Raw genomic sequence first — 17275 nt, forward strand, 5'->3', positions numbered from 1 at the left:
CCGCTAGCGGGAGCCGACGCGGTGCCAGTCGGGGACGAGCTCCTCCACCAGGGCCTCCGTCTCGGGCTGGAGCTGGTCGAGGTACGGGTCGCGGGCGAGGCGGGCGCGCAACTCGTCCACGACGACCCGCACCTGCGCGACGTCGCCGGTCGCGTGCGTCGCGCGGAGCAGGTCGCGCCACAGGCCCTCGTCGTCGGGCGCGAGCCGCAGCCCGGCGCGGGCCGCGCCGACCGCGCCGCGCGGGTCGCCCTCCTCCAGCCGCAGCACGACGAGCCGGTGCGCGACGTCGATGATCCGCGCGGGGATCTCGTACTCCAGCTCGTGGCCGGCGAGCCACCCGTACCGGCCGCGCGGCCGGTCGGCGAGCAGCGGGCCGCGGACCAGGTCCAGCGCGTACGCCATGTAGGCGGTCTCGGACGCGGGCTCGGCCGCCGACCGCCACACCAGCCAGCGGAACGCGGCGATGTCGACCCGCACCTCCGAGCCGAGCCGGATCCGGCCGCGCTCGTCGTAGTACAGGTTGGGGCGGCCCCGCGCGTCCCGGCCGAGCCAGTCCGACACGCGCGCCACGCACGCGTCGCGGACGCCCGCGCTGACGCCGCGCGGCCAGATCGCGCCGGACAGCACCGTCGGGTGGACGCCCTCCGGGTGCGCGGCGAGGTACACCAGCAGCTCGGTGCAGAGCGCGCGGCGGCTCTCGTCCATCGGCCCGGGCGCCTCGATCTCGATCGGGCCGAGCAGCCGGATGTCGACCGAGGACTGCTGCGCGGTCGGCGGCTCCGCGCCGCCGGCCAGGCCGGGGAGCCGCACCGAGTCCAGCCGGCCCGCCGTGCGGAACAGCTCGAACACACCGCGGTAGTCGTCGTCGCGGACGAGCTGCGCGTCGACGTCGAAGCCGAGCACGCCGGCCTGCAGCCGCCCGGCGGCGTCGACGTCCCACGTCCAGGTGGCGCCCTGCACGTCGCCGGGGACGATGTACCCGGCGGCCATCCGGGTGCCGGTGCGGGCGAGCGCGACGAGCCGGTCGGCCTCCCGCTCGTCCGGCCGGTCCGCCATGATCAGGTAGTGCGGCATCCACGCCTCGCCGAACACGCCGCGGCAGCGCCCGGTGAGCACCGAGTCGACGCCGGACGCGGCGAGCGCCTGCCGCACCTCCTCGCTGCGCCCCTCCAGCTCCGGCAGCGCGTCCTGGAGCGTCGGCGCGGACCGGACGCGGTCCGGCGCGATCTCGGCGAGGCCCTCGCCCAGCTCCGCGTCGAACCCGACGAGCGTGATCCGCATGTGGTCGGACCAGCGGTTGGTGGCCAGCTCCAGCGCGATCGCGGACAGCGCGGCGCGGCGCACGTCCGCGGGGCCGCGGATCGCGATCAGCCCGTGCGCCGCCTCCAGGTCGACGAGGATGCGGCCGTTGGCGTTCGTGCCGATCGACACCAGGCCCGGGTAGGGGGCGAGGACGTCGCCGAGGTCGGCCGCCTCCAGCATGGGCAGCGCGTCGCCGCGCAGCCGCCACACCTGGCCGTCGTCGAACGCCTGCCAGGGGGCGGGCGGGTTCCGGTCGGCGGGCGCGATCCACAGGTCGAGGCTGCCGCGCCCGAGATGCACCCCGTAGACGGTGGGCAGCGCCCGGCCGCCCGCCGCCATGGACTTCGACATGTGCCGCAGCCCGAGGTCGAGGAGCCTGGCCGCGTCGTCGTCGGCGCCGATGCGCAGCGCCCGCTCCGCCTCGGCCGCCTCCCCCTCCGGCCGGACGACCATGTGCCCGAACGCGCGGTGCCACAGCTGGGTGCGGCGGCGCCGGCCGAGCGCGGCGAGCAGCCCGGCGGCGATCAGCGACGCCGCGGCGAGGCCCTGCGGCCAGCCGACGTCGAACCCCGCGCCGGTCTCCTCGTGCCGCGGCGAGCCTCCGCCGGGAACCTCCGCGCCGCCGGTGCCGGCGCCGCCGCCCATCTCGCTGGACGGCCCGCTCCCGTGCGCGGGCGGATGCGCGGGCTCGGACTCCTGGGGCGCGCTCTGTTCGGGGGCGTGGCTCTGCTCAGGCGCGGGGCTGTGCTCGGGCGCCTGGCTCTGCTCGGGGGCGGGGCTCTGCTCGGGCGCCTGGCTCTGCTCGGGGGCGGGGGTCTGCTCGGGGGCCTGGGTCTGCTCGGGCGCCTGGCTCTGCTCCGGGGCGGGGCTGTGCTCGGGTGCCGGGGTGTGCGACGCCGGCGGTTCCGGTGACGCGGGCGGGGCCTCCGCGGCCGGGGGCGGCGCCGGCTGCTTCGGCGCCGGGTCGGGGTCGGGCGCGGGCTTGTCCGGCTCGTCCGGGACGGCGTGCCCGTACCGGAAGTAGTCGTGCAGGTCCTTGGCCGGGATGACCTTCGCGCCCTTGGCGTCCGCCGGCATCTCCAGGATCCAGCCGGGGCGGATCAGGCTCGCGATCGTCAGGCGCGTCCCGTCCGGCTGGATGTGGTTCTTGTTGAGGGCGAAGATCTCCTTGTAGCGGCGGCCGTCGCCGAGGCACTTCTCGGCGATCTCCCACAGGCTCTCGTGGTGGCGGCCCTCCGGGGGCTGCACCCGGTAGATCTTCGTGGTGGCGGACTTCTCGACGGGGTCGGCGGCGAGGTCGTCGGCGACCCGGTCGGCGGCCCGGTGCTCGGGCGCGTCCGGGACCTGGTGGAACGACGCCGCCTGCGGCTGCATCCGCGCCTGGACCGGCGGGCGCTGCGCCAGCCCGCCCGCGGAGAACGCGGGCATGATCGTGGTGGTGGCGGTGAACAGCAGCAGCGCCGCCACGACGAGCCGGTGCACGAGCGACTGCGTCCCGCCCGCGAGGGGCACCCGCGCGGGGACGCCGACGCCGCGGATCCCCGCGTACAGCTCGACGGCGACGCACACCGCGAGCTGCAGCCAGGCGAGCCACACCAGCGCCACCAGGATCGCGATCAGCGAGCCGGGGCCGATCTTCCGCGTGAGGTCGGACGCCGCCGGCACGTGGTCCGGCAGCGGCGACCCGAACAGCGCCAGCAGCGCGAACGGGACGCCGATCACCAGCGCGGCCAGCGCGATGACCGCGCCGATCCCGGCCAGGACGTCGCCCGCGCTGCGGCGCCCGTTCACCCGGACGGGCGTTCGCCGATCCTGCCGCGTCACCATCGCGTCCCTGCCGTTTCCCCGGACGTGGCCCTCATCGTAAATCCGTTCTCGCGCTCGATCACGGCCCATTTCCTCCGGTGACCGGGCGGGCGGTCGCGCCGGAGGTCAGCTGGAACTCGCCGAAGCCGGGGATGATCCCGAGCAGTTGCGGCTTCACGCTGATCTGGACGGTGACCGCGACCTCCTGCTCGTCTGCGTCGCACCGCGACGCGGTGACCTCGTCCGGGTAGGCGGCGAGCAGGTCGCACGCCGCCGCCCTGGCCCGGCCCGGATCGAGGACGGGCTCGCCGGTCTCGCGGAGCGCGTCGGTGTCGATCTGGTTCGCGCCCGCGCGGGCGGCCTGCTCGGCCATGTCGGCGGCGCGCTGCCGGGCGTGGATGGCCAGGCCGCCGTCCACGAGCAGCCCGGCGAGCAGCAGGACCACCGGCGTGAACAGCACCGTGTACATGGCGATGGTGCCGCGGTCGCCGCGGCCGGCGGTCCTCATGGCGCGGTCCTCATGGCGCGGCTCCCGGGTCGTCGGCGCCGCCCGCGTCCGTCCCCCGGTCGGTGAAGGTGTCGACGGGCGCGATCGCGTGGCCCTGCAGGCGCTTGCTGCCGGGCAGCCCGATGAACGCGAGGTCGCCGAGGTCGACGTCGCAGGTGACGGTCACGCCGACGCGCCCGCCCGGCCCCCAGTCGGACACGTCGGTCTGGACGCGGGGGCCGCCCGAGCACCAGCCGGTGCCGCGCATCCCGGCGGCGGCGGTGTCGGCGGCGAGGTCCCGCGCGGATCCGGGGCTGCGGGCGATGGACGCGGCGCGGGCGGCGTCCCGGGCCGCGCCGTCCACCTGGCCCTTCGCGTCCACCATCCGCCCGGCGCCCGCGAGGAACAGCAGGAACGCGACGAAGACGGGCGTGACGATCACCATCTCCAGCGACATCGATCCGCGGTCCCTCACCGGCCGGCCCCCCGCTGGCAGGCGGTGCCCGACCCGACGTCCGGGCGGAAGCACTCGATCGGCCCCTGCGAGCGCTGCGACACGTGGAACGTCATGAACGGGACGACCTGGACCGCCTCGCCGCTGACCTCCACCCACCGCTCGTCGTTCTCCTCGCCGACCCGCACCTGCAGGCCGCTCAGCAGGTCCGGCCCGATCTCGCGGACCGACCCGGTCGCCTTCGCGGACGCCGCGCCCTCCCAGCCGCCGCCGACCGGCGACGTCCGCGCGACGCGGGCGCCCGCCTGCGCGGCGGCCAGCGCCACGTGCCGGGCGTGGAAGACCATGGCGAACTGCACGACGACGAGCATCACCAGGATGAGGATCGGGGTGAGCATCGCCCACTCCATCGACGAGACCCCCGCGTCCGACCGCGGCCGGGACGCGAGGCGCTGCCGGGCCCGCATCGCCGCTCAGCCCGTGTTGATGCTGTTGGCCTTGTCCTGGATCTTCTTCTGGATCACCGCGCCGATGGTGATCGCGATCAGCGCGAGGATCGCGGTGATGATCGCCCACTCGATGGCGGACGCGCCGCGGCTGCGCTCCTCCTCGGCGCGCAGCCGCGCCAGCCGGGCGCCGAGCACGGCGCGCAGATAGGCGACGGCGGGATCGTTCAGGGGGTTGAGCGGATTCATCCAGACACCTCCACGGGGGTTCGGGCGGGCCCTGGGGTCATGACGCGAGCACCCGCATCAGGGCCGGATAGGCGAGGAAGATCAGGAATCCGGCGCACAGGAACAGCTGCGCGACGAGCATCGACTGGGACCGCTCGCCGGCCTTGCCCTCCAGCTCCGACAGCTCCCGGCTGCGCATGGACGCGGCGCGGGCGGCGAGGGACTTGCGGATCTGCGCGCCGTCGTCGGAGACGAGCGCGAGCGCCCCGGCGAGGTCGCGCAGCTCGGCGATGTCGAGCTCCTCGCCGAGCCGGCCGAGCGACTGCCAGGGCGTCTGCCCGGTGATGCGGGCGTTGGACAGGGCGTCGCGGATGCGGAGCATCGCCCAGCCCTCGCCGACGCCCGCCGCGGTCATCAGCGCCTCGGGGACGCCGCGCCCGCCCGCCAGGTTCATCGAGACGAGGTCGAGGAACGCGCCGACGACGTGCCGGAAGTCCTGCCGGCGGGCCTGCGCCTCCTGCCGGAGCTGCATGTCGGGGAAGAAGAAGAACAGCGCGGCGAACAGCACGCAGATCCACGCGGGGACGGCGACGGACGAGCCGAGCCCGAGCAGCGTGAAGTACGCGACGATCAGCGGGATGAACAGCAGCGCGGCGGCGGGCAGCAGGAACTTCGTGGCGAGGAACGCCTCCAGCGACCGCTCGGTGATCGCGAGGTCGGCGCGGACCGACCGGAGCTGCCAGCCGCGCGCCTCGCAGAACCGGGCCAGCTCCCGGCCGACCTTGGCGCGCATCCGGCCGGCCCGCTCGAACCCGGGCGCCGTGCCGCGCCCCCGCGCCCCGGCGGCCCCGGGCCGGCCGAGCTGCTGCTCCTCCAGGTCGCGGCGGCGGGCGGCGTCGAGCGCGGCCATCCGGGCGGCGAGGCCCGGCCGCGCCGGGAACAGCGCCCGGACGAGGACGTAGAGGCCGAGGCCGACGACCGCGCCCGCGATCATCGCGGCGTTCACGGCGCGCCACCCCCTCCGGCGTCCATGGTGTGCCGGCCGCGCAGCGGGAGCTCCCGCTGCTCGCCGCCCTGCCAGCCGGCGACCGTGCTCGGCACCTCGCCGGGCACGCCCGGTTCGGCCGGCCTGCGCGGCTCGCTGAGGAACCGGCTCGGCAGTTCGTACCGCGAGAGCCGCCGCAGCCACAGGAACGCCGCCCCGTACAGGGCGACCACGACGCACAGGACGAGCTGCCCGAGGAAGTCGTCGTACGGCTCGACGTAGGAGTGGTTGAACACGGCGAGGGCGAGGGCCGTCCCGACGGAGACGGCGACGACGATGCGGACGCTGCGCCGGGTGGCGCGCCGGTCGGCCTCGACGCGGCGCCGCATGTCCAGCTCGGCGCGGGCGGACGTCGCGAGCGCGCCGAGCATGTCGCGCAGGCCGGGGCCGCGCAGCTTGGCGTTCAGGATCAGCGCGGCGATCACCAGGTCGGCGGACGGGTCGTCCAGGTCGTCGGCGAACCGGCGCAGCGCCTCCGGCATCGGGACCCGGGTGTGCAGCCGGTCGACGAGGTGCCGCAGCGGCTCCCGCAGGGCGGGCGCGGCGGCGCGCTGCGAGGCGGGGATCGCCTGTTCGAGGCCGACCGCGCCGGCGATCGTGTCGCGGAGCGACTCCGTCCAGCCGGCGAGGGCCTCCAGGCGCGCCATGCCGCGCCGCTCCTCGGCGGCGCCGCCGGCCAGCCCGTCCCAGGCGAGGACGAGCGCGCCGGTGCCGGCCGCGGCGATCGGCCACCGGGTGACGACCAGCACGAGGAAGCCGGTGATCACGGCGACGGCGGTGCGGGTGGTGAGGGTGCGGACGAGGTCCTCGCGGCTGCGCCCGCGCGCCGGCCGCGTGCGGGCGGGCAGCCCGCGCAGCGCGACGGCCAGCAGCAGGAGCCCGCCGCCGGCCGCGGCGCCCGCGGCGATCGCGAGCAGGACGTCCGGCGCGTACGTCACCAGCCACCTCCCGCCGACGGGTCGTAGCCGTGCTCGGCCAGATCGGCGGCGCAGGAGATCGGCGCGGACGGGACGGCGTAGCCGCCCGGCCCGAGCGCGAACACCTCCGACGACAGGACCCGCCCGTCCACGCCGGTGACCTCCCGGACGCTGGACACGAAGCGGCGCAGCCGCCCCCCGGACGCGTAGTCGTTGCGCTTCTCGATGAACACGACGAAGTCGATCGCGCCCGCGATCAGCATGTGCGTCGCCTCGACCGGCAGCCGCTCCTCCGACTGGATCGCGTACGTGGCGACGCGGTTGAAGACCTCCACCGACGAGTTCGCGTGGATGGTGGACAGCGACCCGTCGTTGCCCTGCGTCATCGCGTTCAGCATGGTGACGATCTCGTCGCCGAGGACCTCGCCGACGATCACCCGGGACGGGTTCATGCGCAGCGACCGGCGGACCAGCTCCGCCATCGAGATCGCGCCCTGCCCCTCGGAGTTCGGCAGGCGCTGCTCGAACGCGACGCAGTTCGGGTGCAGCTCGGGGAACGCGTCCAGGCCGAGCTCGAGGGCGCGCTCGACGGTGATGAGCCGCTCGTGCGGCGGGATCTCGTTGGCCACCGCGCGCAGCAGCGTCGTCTTCCCCGCGTTGGTCGCGCCCGCGATCATGATGTTCTTGCGGGCGAGCACGGCGGCGCGGAAGAACTGCCCCAGCTCCGGCGTGAACGTGCCGTTGCCGACCAGGTCGGCGAGGAACACCTTGCCGAGGCGGGCGCGCCGGATCGACAGCGCGGGGCGGACGGTCACGTCCATCACGGCCGACAGCCGGGACCCGTCCGGGAGCCGCAGGTCGAGCTGCGGGTTGGCGGTGTCGAACGGGCGCGACGACAGCCCGCTGTAGGCGGCGAGGATCTGGATCAGCTCGACGAGCTCCTCGTCGCTCTCGGCGACCGGCTCGCCCATCACCTCGCGGCCGTCGGCGTAGCCGATGAACACCCGGTCGCAGCCGTTGATGTCGATGTTCTCGATCTCGGGGTCTTCGAGCAGCGGCTGGAGCCGGCCCACGCCGAACAGCGCCGCGTGCACGCCGGCGGCGAGCGCCTCCTCCTCTTCGGCGTTCGGCGGGCGCCGCCCGGAGGTGATCTCGCCGCGCGCGTACTCCTCCAGCACCTGGCCGATGAGCGCGCGGGCGAACTGCCGCTCGTCCTCCCCGGACATCGGCGGCAGGCCGTTCGCCGCGTCCAGCCGGCGCTGCTGCGCCAGCCGGTCGCCGACCTCCTGGCGGAGGCGCTTGACGAGCCCGTGGTCCATCTACCTCCCCTCCTGCGGGACGCCGGCCGGAACGTGCGGGGCCGCCCCCGGGGGCTGCGCGGAGAGCGGCCCGCCGGGCGGTGCGGAAGGCGGTGCGGAAGGCGGCGCGGCGGGCGCGGCGGCGGCGAGCCGCCCGGTGAGGTCGGCGGCGACCTCGCGCGCCGACCGGATCAGCAGCGACCGGTCCAGCCGCCCGCCCCACCGGCCGGACAGCAGGTCGGCGCCCTTCGGGTCGAGCGCCAGGCCGCCGAGGACGGTCACCCCGGGCGGCGGCGGGCCCTGCGCCGGGTCGGCCGCCTGGCCGCGGCCGCGCGTTCCGGCGACGATGCGGTCGACCTCGGCGACCGAGCCGCGGAAGTCGCGCGGGTCGGCGAGCACGAGCACCCCGATCGGCGGGCCGCCGCGCAGCTCCCCGGTCAGCGCGGCGACGCGCTCGCGCAGGTGGGCGACCTGTTCGAGGGTGGCGCGGGTGAGCAGGACGACCATGTCGGCCTCGCGCAGCAGCTCGATCAGCGGGGTGCCGGCGCCGAGCCGCCCGCAGTCGGCGATCACGTCCACCGGGGCGAGCCCGGCGAACGCGCGGCCGAGCGGCCCCCACAGCCACGTCATCGCCTGCGCCTGCTCGGCGTTGGTGATCCCGACGAGCACGTCGAGGCCGCCGACGAGCCGCTGGCAGTGCTCGGCGATCTGGTCCGGGCGCAGGCCGCGGCGGGCCGTCGCGGCGAGGCTGAGCAGCCCGCGGGACGGGTTGAGCATGCCGCCGTCCCCGTCGCCGCCGTCCGGCGGGGCGGCGGGCAGCCGGTACACGAGGTCCCCGCCCGCCTGGTCGCACTCCGCGACCAGCACGGGACGCGGCCACACGGCGCCGAGCGCGACCGCCGCGGTCGTGACGCCCGGCGCCCCCTTGTCGGCCGCGAGCGCGATGAGTGCCACCGTCAGTACCCGCCCGTGCCCTGGCCCTGCGTGCCCGGCCCCTGCGTGTTCGGGTTCGGCGTGCCGCCCGGGACGGGGTCGACGCCGCCTCCGGGCTCATCGCCGGCGGGCTTCCCGGACGGCGCGGCCGCCTTCGTCCCGGCCGGGATCAGCGCGATCGCGACCGCTCCGGCGGACGCCGCCTGCGTCACCTGCGCCGCGTCCGCGGGCAGGACGGCGACGTCCACGCTGGTCTGGTCGGAGCGCAGCCGGGTGGGGCCGCCGTCGTCCGCGGCTCCGACGGCGACCACGACGGCGTCCTGCGCGAGGACGGTCCCGGCGCGCGGGCCGCCGTTCTGCCCGCCGCCGACCGCGTACAGCGCGACGCGGCTCCCCTCGATCACCTTGGCGGACGGCATCTGGCCGACCTTGAGCGCCAGCCCGACGATCACCCGCCCGTTCTCCGGCGCGCTCTCCGGGCTGATCATGCCGTTGGTCAGCAGCGCGCCCTTCACCAGCGGGACGGCCGCGATGTACCGGGTCACCCTCTCCCGCTCCGACCAGGCGAGGTACTGGATCCCGGTGTCGCCGATCTGCACCTCTTCCAGGGCGCTCGCCGGGATCGGCTGCCCGGCCGCGACCGGCTGCGCCACGCGGATCGCCGACACCCGCTCGCCGCTCGCCATCACCAGGTAGGCGCTGGCGAGGGCGCCGCCGAGGATCAGCAGCACCGCGAGCGCCGCCAGCGCCGGCTTGCGCTCGCGCGGCGAGCTGGGGAGCCGCTGCCCCCCGGAGGTGCCGAGCCCCGACCGGCCGAGGCCCGCCGCACCGCCGGGCGAGCCCGCCGCGCCACCGCCGGAGACGGTCGACTGGTTGGCCTTCATCGCGCTGCCCACGCGCTCCTTCCCGCCCTCCCGCCGGACCCCGTCCTGCGGGATTCCGCGACACCGAGCGATCCATGCTTGCGGGGTCGGCAAGGTCACGTCAATGGATTCGGTCGAGTCAAGCCGTCCCATATCCGGCCGAACCGCGGTGACCTGCGAATTCATTGATCACATGGTCACTTACCACCAGTCACATCCGTCACTGACCACATGCTGGACACCTCCGGAGCGCCCGCGCCGTCACGGTTTCAGGCCGATGAGGCGGCCGAGCAGGGCCACCGAGTGGTCGAAGTAGGCGGCCCGTTCCTCGATCACACCGTTGAATTGCCCGAACACTTCGAAACTGACCGTCCCGTACAAACCGGCCCATGCGGTAAAGGCGCGGGCGATTACGTCGTCGGGGAGGTCCATGGTGAGCGCGTCGCGCGCGCGGGCCAGGTCGGCGGCGATCGAAGGCGGCGCCGGCGGGCACGGGCCCGCGGGGTCGAGCGCGCCGGCGGCGTGGGCCTCGGTGACGATGCGCGTGAACACGACCGTGTCGCGCATCGCGGCGGGGACGGTGTCCTGCGGCGCCTTGTAGCCGGGCACGGGCGACCCGTACAGCAGGGCGTACTCGTGCGGGTGCTCCAGCGCCCACTCCCGGACCGCCCGGCACACCGCGAGCCACCGCCCGGCGAAGTCGCCCGCGGCGGCCTTCGCGTCGGCCCGCTCGACGGCCTCCCCTACCGCGTTGTAGCCGTCGATGATCAGCGCGGTCAGCAGGTCGTCGCGGCTCGGGAAGTACCGGTAGATCGCCGACGACACCATGTCCATCTCGCGGGCGACCGCGCGCAGCGACAGCCCCGCCGCGCCGGCCGTCGCCAGCTGCCGCCTCGCGATCTCGGTGATCTCCCGGATCAGCTCCGCCCGGACCCGTTCCCGTGCCGTACGACCTGCGCTCATGGTCCGAGACTAACAGAGCGGGGCACTGAACCGAGAGCACTGCTCTTGACATCGGTGCTCTCATGAGAGAGCATCGCTCTCGCCACAGAGCACTGAACCAAGGAGGCGGCCATGCCGGACCTGGCGACCCTGCACGACGAGTACGCGCTGCGCGGCCGGATCGACGAGGCCGCGCCCGTCACCAACACGTCCAGCACGTGGATCGACGCGCCGCCGGCCCGGGTGTGGGACGTCCTCGCCGACCTGCGCGGCTGGGAGGCGTGGGCGCCCGGCTTCAGGCTGCGCGCCCTGGACGCCGTCGAACCGGGCCGCGAGTTCCGCTGGAGCCAGAACGGCACGCCGCTGCGCTCCCGCTTCGCCGTGGTCGCCCCTGAGCGCGAGCTGAGCTGGACGGGCAGCTTCCTCGGCTTCTACCGCGCCGTGGACCGCATGGTGCTGGCGCCGGAGCGCGGAGGCACCCGCGTGACCCTCCAGGAATCGCTGGACGGCCCGCTCGTCCGCCTCATCTACGGCCCGGACAAGCTCCGCGCCGGCCACGAGGCCCGCCTGGCCGCCCTGAACTCCCACATCGGGAACCGAGCCCGGCCGTAGCGGCGCTCGCGCCCGCCGCGTCCGGCGAGAACCAGCAGAGGAGAAACACCATGGGAAAGCACGTGATCGTCGGAGCCGGGCAGGTCGGGGTGCACCTGGCCGAGCGGCTCATCGAGCGCGGGCACGACGTCGTCGTCGTGACGCGGTCCGGGTCGGGGCCCGCGGGCGTCGAGCGGGTCGCCGCCGACGTCGAGGACCGGGCCCGGCTGACCGAGGTCGCCAAAGGCGCCGACGCCCTCTACAACTGCGTGAACCCGCGGTACAGCCGGTGGCCGCGGGACTGGCCGCCGATGGCGTCGTCCTTCCTGGGGGCGGCGGAGGACACCGGCGCGGTGCTCGTGACGCTCGGTTGCCTGTACGGGTACGGGCCGGTGGACGGGCCGATGACCGAGGACCTGCCGCTCGCCGCGACGGGCGTCAAGGGACGGGTACGGGCCAAGATGTGGCAGGACGCCCTGGCCGCGCACGAGGCGGGCCGGGTCCGGGCCACCGAGCTGCGGGCGTCCGACTACTACGGGCCGCGCAGCACCGACCAGGCGTACATCGGCGAGACGCGGTTCGTGAAGCCGCTGCTGGCGGGAAAGCGGGTGCCGTACCTGAGCGACCCGTCCGTCCCGCACGCCTGGACCTACCTGCCGGACGTCGCCGAGGCGCTCGCCATCGCGGGGACGGACGAGCGGGCGTGGGGCAGGCCGTGGCACGTCCCGACGGGCCCGGCCGTGTCCACGCGGGAGGTCGCCGAGCGGCTCTGCGCCATCGCCGGCGCGCCGGAACCGCGGATCTACGAGGTGCCGCGCGGCGTGTTCAAGGCGCTAGGGCTGTTCTCGCCGATGATGAGGGAGCTGCGCGAGACCCGCTACCAGTTCGACAAGCCCTACATTCTGGACTCTTCCGCGTTCCAGGCGACGTTCGGGTTGGCTCCCACACCGCTCGACGACGCCCTCAGAACGATCGTCGCCGCCTACCGGGAAACGGCGGGGGCCGGTAATTAAGCTGAACGGGAATTCCAGAGACGTCGGAGGCTCGGATGCGGATCTCGTTCACGGCGCTGACCGGCGAAGGACCTCGCGATGTCGTGATAAATGTCGATTCCGAGGTCACCGTGGGCGGGGTCGCGCAGTCCCTCGCCGCCACTCTGGACGGCCCCGCGCCCGCCCTCACCCCCCGGTTCTCCAAGGCGGCCCTGCTCGCCAAGGACGGGCACGGCCCGCGCCGGGCGCTGTGGATGGACGGCCGCATGCTCGACCCGCAGGCCCTCGCCGTCAAGGAGCTGCGGGACGGCGCCGTCGTCGCCGTCGAGCAGCGCGGCGCCGCCGCCACCGTGCTCGCCGAGCCGACCGGCCTCGTCGAGGTGCGGGTCGTCGGCGGCCCTGCGGCCGGGTCGGTGCACCGGCTCGGCCTCGGCACCAGCACGATCGGGTCCGGCCAGGACGTCGACGTGGTGCTCGACGACCCGTCCGTCCCGGCCCGGTCCCTGCGGCTCACGGTCGGGCGGGAGGCCGTCGAGGTCGAGCCGTCCGCGCTGACGATGCAGGGCTCCGCCGCGCTGGACGGCACGCCGCTCGGCGCGAAGACGATCTGGCCGGCCGGCGCGATGCTGACGGTGGGCGGCAGCGTGCTGACGCTCGCGCCGAGCACCGCGCCCGACACCCACCTGGAGCCGCTGCCCGGCGGCGGGCTGGCGTTCAACCGGCCGCCGCGGCTGCTCCCGCCGCCCCGGGTGCGGACGCTGGACGTCCCGAAGCGCCCCGAACGCAACCCGCGCGAGCGGCTCCGGCTGTTCGGCGCGCTGCTGTTCTCGGCGTTCGGGCTCGTCATGGCGTTCGCGCTCGGCCAGTGGTGGTGGGCGCTGTTCGCGCTGGCCTGGCCGGTGATGACGCTCGGCGAATGGGTCGGCGACCGGCTGCACGGCCGCAAGTCCTACAAGAAGGCGCTGAAGGAGTACCACCGCAGGACGGGCGAGTTCGACGGGGAGATGGAGCGGCTGCGCCGCGAGGACGAGGCCGAGCGGCGCGCCCTGCACCCCGACCCGGCGGAGGTGCTGCTGACCGCGACCGGGCCGCGGCGGCGGCTGTGGGAGCGGCGCCGCGACGACGCCGACGCGCTGCACCTGCGGGCCGGCCTCGCCGACCTGCCCGCCCGCATCGAGCTGACCGGCGAGCCGGGCGAGGTGCGGATCCCGGCGGCCCGGCAGGTCCCGGTGGTGCTGCCGCTCGCCGACCTCGGCGTCATCGGGCTGACCGGCCCGCGGCACGCGTCGCGCGGGCTGGCGCGGTGGCTCGTCGCGCAGGCCGCCGTCCTGCACAGCCCCCGCGACCTGTCCATCGTCGTCCTGTCCGCCGACCAGCGGGCCGGCAACGAATGGAACTGGGTGCGCTGGCTGCCGCACTGCGCGCCGCGCGAAGGCGAGGACTGCGTGGCCCTCGTCGGCACCGACCCCGAGTCGGCCGCGCACCGCGTCACCGAACTCGCGATCCGGGTGACGGAGCGGCGGCGCGCCGCGCAGTCGGAGTCGTCGTTCTTCGGGCGGGACGGGGCGCCCTCCGCCCCGTACAACATCCTGATCGTGCTGGACGGAGCGCGCGCGCTGCGCCGCATACCCGGCATGCCGATGCTCCTGTCGCGAGGCGCCGAGTACGGCCTCTACGCCATCTGCATCGACGACGAGGAGCGGCTCCTCCCGGAGGAATGCCAGGCCGTCGCCGCATGGGAGCCGCAATGGCCGTCACTGGTCCGGCTCCAGGGGCAGGGGCTCGAAGCCATCGGTCCCGTGGTCGCCGACCAGGTCTCGGCGATCTGGTCCGACCGGGTGGCGCGCGCGCTGGCACCCGTCCGGGACGTGTCCCGGGAGGACGCCGAAGACGCGATCCCGGCCGACGTGCGGCTCCTCGACGTCCTGGACATGCCCGAACCCACGGCCGAGCACATCCTCCAGTCGTGGAACCGGACGGGCGGGCGCACCACCCGCGTCCCCATCGGCCTCGGCTCGGGCCGGCCCTACGAGATCGACCTCCGGACGGACGGCCCCCACGCGCTCATCGCGGGCACCACCGGCGCGGGCAAGTCGGAGCTGCTGCAGACGCTCATCGCGTCCCTCGCCGTCGCCAGCCGCCCGGACGAGATGACGTTCGTCCTCATCGACTACAAGGGCGGCGCCGCGTTCAAGGACTGCGCCGGCCTCCCGCACACCGTCGGCATGGTCACCGACCTGGACGGCCACGCGACCGAGCGCGCCCTCGAATCCCTCGCCGCCGAGCTGCGCCGCCGCGAGGAGATCCTGCTCGACGCCGGCGCCAAGGACGTCGACGACTACAACGACCTTCGGATCACCGACCCGCGGCTGCCGGCGGTGCCGCGGCTGGTCCTCGTCATCGACGAGTTCGCCGCCATGGTGACCGAACTGCCCGACTTCATCACCGGGCTGGTCGACATCGGGCGCCGCGGCCGGTCCCTCGGCGTGCACCTGATCCTCGCCACGCAGCGCCCCGCCGGGGTCGTCACCGCCGACATCCGCGCCAACACCAACCTGCGGATCGCGCTGCGCGTCACCGACCCGGACGAGTCCACCGACGTCCTCGACTCGCCCGACGCCGCGCAGATCTCCAAGTCCACGCCCGGCCGCTGCTACGTCCGCTCCGGCGTGGCGGCGCCGCAGGCCGTGCAGTCCGCGCGGATCGGGGGGCGCCGGCCCGGCGCCGGCCCCGCCGCCGGCCCGACCGTCCTGCCGCTGCCCTGGCAGGGCCTCGGCCACCCGCTGCCCGCGCCCCGCGAGGCCGCCGACGACACCGCGACGGCCACCGACCTGGGCGTCCTCGTCCAGGCGATCGACGAGGCGGCCCGCCGCGCCGGCATCGGCCGCCGGCCGTCCCCGTGGCTGAGCCCGCTGCCCGAGCAGGTCAGGCTGGCGCCCCGCACCGCCGCCGGGGGCTCCGTCGTGGACGTCCCGCCGATCCCGTTCGGCGTCACCGACCTGCCCGCCGTCCAGTCCCGCGAGGAGCTGGCGCTCGACCTGACCTCCGGCGGCCACCTCTACCTCGCCGGGTCCGCCCAGTCGGGCCGCTCCACCGCGCTGCGCACCATCGCCGGCTCGCTGGCGGTGTCCTGCTCCCCCTACGACGCCCACCTGTACGCGATCGACTGCGGCGCGAACGCGCTGCTTCCGCTGATCTCCCTGCCGCACTGCGGCGCCGTCGTCACCCGCGACCAGCTCGACCGCTGCGAACGCCTCCTCACCGCGCTGGCCGCCGAGGTCGCCCGCCGCCAGCAGCTCCTCGCCGAGGCCGGCTTCGCGTCCCTCGCCGAGCAGCGCACCGCCGTCGCCGCCACCGACCGGCTCCCCTGGATGGTGCTGCTCCTCGACCGCTGGGAGGGCTTCCTCGGCGCGTTCGAGCACTACGACTACGGCCGCCTCGTCGACCAGGTCATCCGCCTCCTGCGCGAGGGCGCCGCCGTCGGCCTCCGCGCCGTCTTCACCGGCGACCGCTCCGGCCTCGGCGGCCAGATCTCCACCGTCTTCGACCGCCGCCTCATCCTGCGCATGGCGGACCCGAACGACTACGGCTACGGCGGCCTCCAGGACAAGCAGGTCCCCGCCGCCATGCCGCCCGGCCGCGCCCTGGAGCCCACCACGCCGGGCGCGCCGCCGCGCGAATCCCAGATCGGCCTGCTGGGGGACGACCCGTCCGGCACCTCCCAGGTGGCGGTCCTCCAGGAGATCGCCCGTACCTGCGTCTCCCGCTACGGCCGCCTCCCCCGCCGCCGGCGACCCCTGCACGTCGACGAGCTGCCGGTCCGCGTCACCTACCGCGAAGCCATGTCGCTCGACCCCGAGTTCACCGCCCCGTCCCCGCTGTGGGCCCTGGTCGGCGTCGGCGGCGACACCCTCGCCCCCGTCGGCATCGACCTGCTGAACGAGGGCCCCGGCTTCGCCGTCGCCGGCCCGCCCCGCTCGGGCCGCTCCACGACCCTCCGCACGATCGTCCACTCCCTCCTCGACCCGTCCGTCGGCGGCGGCCTGGTCCCGGTCGTGCTGATCACCCCCCGCCGCTCCCCGCTCCGCCTGCTCTCCAGCCGCCCGGGCGTCCTCGGCCTCCTCACCTCCGACGCCGACCCGGACGACCTCGCCGAAGCCATCGGCGACGAGCACCGCTACGCCGTCGTCGTCGACGACGCCGAACTCCTCGACGAGACGGACCTGGACGACGCCCTCCGCGACGTGCTGCGCACGGCCCGCGACGGCGAGCACGCCGTCGTCATCGGCGGCACCACCGCCGACCTGGGCCGCGGCTACCGCGGCTTCCTCTCCGACACCCGCCGCTCCCGCTCCGGCGTCCTGCTGTCGATCGACTCCCCCGACGACGGCGACCTCTTCGGCCTCCGCCTCCCCCGCAACGCCCCCCTGGGCGGCCCCACCGGCCGCGGCCTCTTCGTGGCCACCGGGGTCACCACCCAGATCCAGGTGGCCCTCCCACCCCCCGCCAACACCGACTGATCACCGCCGCCGCCGGTAGTCCACGGTCCCGAACGACGGATCCATCCACTGCGCGACCTTCTCCGGCTCCGGCCCGCCCTTCGCCGACCGCCACACCCAAAAGAACACCACCACGAACGCCACGGACAAATAGAACGCATAAGCGGCGCCGTACATGAGCTCGTACTCCGCACCGCCCGGTTCGAAAGAGAAGGCCAATGTCGAAACGACGGTGACGCAGCCGACCAGCCACGTCACGCACGAGAGCACGCGCGTCGCCGCCGCACTCGCCGCCACTCCCAGCAGAAGCGTGGTCATCATCAGCAGGGGCAGCCAGCGGCTGGGGGCGCTCACGGCCTCCATCGCGCCGAGCTCCCAAAGCACATGAGGCGTGTCGTCCACCTCGACCCACGGCGCCATCGTCCACCCGGTCAGCGCCATGGTGACGGCCATCCCCCACACCGCACACCGG

The 17275-nt window shown here is 75.2% G+C and carries 15 protein-coding genes; 3 read left to right on the forward strand and 12 right to left on the reverse strand.

All coding sequences use genetic code 11. From position 1 onward, the window contains the following. Positions 1–3 precede the first annotated feature (3 nt). The 11 genes from ABTW95_RS11790 to ABTW95_RS11840 all read right to left on the reverse strand — a co-directional run bounded on the left by ABTW95_RS11790 (position 4) and on the right by ABTW95_RS11840 (position 10742). Positions 4–3126: a BTAD domain-containing putative transcriptional regulator gene (locus ABTW95_RS11790; protein ID WP_500226243.1), complete on the reverse strand. Its 3123-nt coding sequence runs from the start codon at positions 3124–3126 to the stop codon at positions 4–6. Between the two features lie 61 nt (positions 3127–3187). Beyond that, a complete protein-coding gene (locus tag ABTW95_RS11795) occupies positions 3188–3616 on the reverse strand; it encodes a pilus assembly protein TadG-related protein (RefSeq protein ID WP_396452139.1) in 429 nt (142 codons plus the stop codon). 10 nt (positions 3617–3626) lie between these two features. Next, positions 3627–4070, reverse strand: coding sequence for a TadE family protein (locus tag ABTW95_RS11800; protein WP_396452138.1), 444 nt, complete (start codon positions 4068–4070; stop codon positions 3627–3629). Then, on the reverse strand, positions 4067–4516 hold the full coding sequence (locus ABTW95_RS11805) for a TadE family protein (protein WP_500226244.1): 450 nt from the start codon (positions 4514–4516) through the stop codon (positions 4067–4069). The genes ABTW95_RS11800 and ABTW95_RS11805 overlap by 4 nt, the downstream gene beginning before the upstream one ends. A gap of 6 nt (positions 4517–4522) precedes the next feature. Beyond that, complete coding sequence (locus tag ABTW95_RS11810; protein ID WP_396452136.1) at positions 4523–4744, reverse strand: Flp family type IVb pilin; 222 nt, start codon at positions 4742–4744, stop codon at positions 4523–4525. 37 nt (positions 4745–4781) lie between these two features. Further along, a complete protein-coding gene (locus ABTW95_RS11815) occupies positions 4782–5729 on the reverse strand; it encodes a type II secretion system F family protein (RefSeq protein WP_500226245.1) in 948 nt (315 codons plus the stop codon). Then, positions 5726–6706 carry a type II secretion system F family protein gene (locus tag ABTW95_RS11820; protein WP_396452132.1) on the reverse strand — a complete coding sequence of 327 codons (981 nt, stop codon included), beginning with the start codon at positions 6704–6706 and terminating at the stop codon, positions 5726–5728. Before ABTW95_RS11820 ends, ABTW95_RS11815 begins: the two co-directional genes overlap by 4 nt. Continuing rightward, positions 6703–8004 (reverse strand): TadA family conjugal transfer-associated ATPase, encoded by a 1302-nt coding sequence (locus tag ABTW95_RS11825; RefSeq protein WP_396452131.1) that lies wholly within the window; start codon positions 8002–8004, stop codon positions 6703–6705. Before ABTW95_RS11825 ends, ABTW95_RS11820 begins: the two co-directional genes overlap by 4 nt. After that, the gene (locus ABTW95_RS11830; protein ID WP_500226246.1) at positions 8005–8937 is read right to left on the reverse strand and encodes a hypothetical protein; all 933 of its coding nucleotides are present in this window, start codon (positions 8935–8937) and stop codon (positions 8005–8007) included. It abuts the gene before it with no gap. Between the two features lie 2 nt (positions 8938–8939). After that, positions 8940–9812 (reverse strand): hypothetical protein, encoded by an 873-nt coding sequence (locus ABTW95_RS11835; RefSeq protein WP_500226247.1) that lies wholly within the window; start codon positions 9810–9812, stop codon positions 8940–8942. 228 nt (positions 9813–10040) lie between these two features. Beyond that, positions 10041–10742 (reverse strand): TetR/AcrR family transcriptional regulator, encoded by a 702-nt coding sequence (locus ABTW95_RS11840; RefSeq protein WP_500226248.1) that lies wholly within the window; start codon positions 10740–10742, stop codon positions 10041–10043. Between the two features lie 111 nt (positions 10743–10853). On the opposite strand from ABTW95_RS11840, the gene ABTW95_RS11845 reads away from it, so the two are divergent. The 3 genes from ABTW95_RS11845 to ABTW95_RS11855 all read left to right on the forward strand — a co-directional run bounded on the left by ABTW95_RS11845 (position 10854) and on the right by ABTW95_RS11855 (position 16824). Further along, positions 10854–11333 carry an SRPBCC family protein gene (locus ABTW95_RS11845; protein ID WP_500226249.1) on the forward strand — a complete coding sequence of 160 codons (480 nt, stop codon included), beginning with the start codon at positions 10854–10856 and terminating at the stop codon, positions 11331–11333. A gap of 50 nt (positions 11334–11383) precedes the next feature. Continuing rightward, the gene (locus ABTW95_RS11850; RefSeq protein WP_500226250.1) at positions 11384–12325 is read left to right on the forward strand and encodes an NAD-dependent epimerase/dehydratase family protein; all 942 of its coding nucleotides are present in this window, start codon (positions 11384–11386) and stop codon (positions 12323–12325) included. An 83-nt stretch (positions 12326–12408) separates the two neighbouring features. After that, on the forward strand, positions 12409–16824 hold the full coding sequence (locus ABTW95_RS11855; protein ID WP_396452122.1) for a type VII secretion EssC family protein: 4416 nt from the start codon (positions 12409–12411) through the stop codon (positions 16822–16824). On the opposite strand, the gene ABTW95_RS11860 is transcribed toward ABTW95_RS11855, so the two are convergent. Next, entirely contained in the window at positions 16825–17256 is a 432-nt protein-coding gene (locus tag ABTW95_RS11860) for a hypothetical protein (RefSeq protein ID WP_396454748.1), read from the reverse strand. It lies immediately after the preceding gene. Between the last annotated feature and the right edge of the window lie 19 nt (positions 17257–17275).

Origin of the sequence: Spirillospora sp. NPDC127506, from assembly GCF_040302145.1 — a bacterium.
Classification (GTDB): Bacteria; Actinomycetota; Actinomycetes; order Streptosporangiales; family Streptosporangiaceae; genus Spirillospora.

What these genes read in the sequence shown, in the direction of transcription:
- ABTW95_RS11795 (WP_396452139.1), bottom strand. Translation starts at nt 3,616, where the DNA reads ATGAGGACCGCCGGCCGCGGCGACCGCGGCACCATCGCCATGTACACG.
- ABTW95_RS11805 (WP_500226244.1), bottom strand. Translation starts at nt 4,516, where the DNA reads ATGCGGGCCCGGCAGCGCCTCGCGTCCCGGCCGCGGTCGGACGCGGGG.
- ABTW95_RS11810 (WP_396452136.1), bottom strand. Translation starts at nt 4,744, where the DNA reads ATGAATCCGCTCAACCCCCTGAACGATCCCGCCGTCGCCTATCTGCGC.
- ABTW95_RS11825 (WP_396452131.1), bottom strand. Translation starts at nt 8,004, where the DNA reads ATGGACCACGGGCTCGTCAAGCGCCTCCGCCAGGAGGTCGGCGACCGG.
- ABTW95_RS11840 (WP_500226248.1), bottom strand. Translation starts at nt 10,742, where the DNA reads ATGAGCGCAGGTCGTACGGCACGGGAACGGGTCCGGGCGGAGCTGATC.
- ABTW95_RS11845 (WP_500226249.1), top strand. Translation starts at nt 10,854, where the DNA reads ATGCCGGACCTGGCGACCCTGCACGACGAGTACGCGCTGCGCGGCCGG.
- ABTW95_RS11850 (WP_500226250.1), top strand. Translation starts at nt 11,384, where the DNA reads ATGGGAAAGCACGTGATCGTCGGAGCCGGGCAGGTCGGGGTGCACCTG.
- ABTW95_RS11860 (WP_396454748.1), bottom strand. Translation starts at nt 17,256, where the DNA reads ATGGCCGTCACCATGGCGCTGACCGGGTGGACGATGGCGCCGTGGGTC.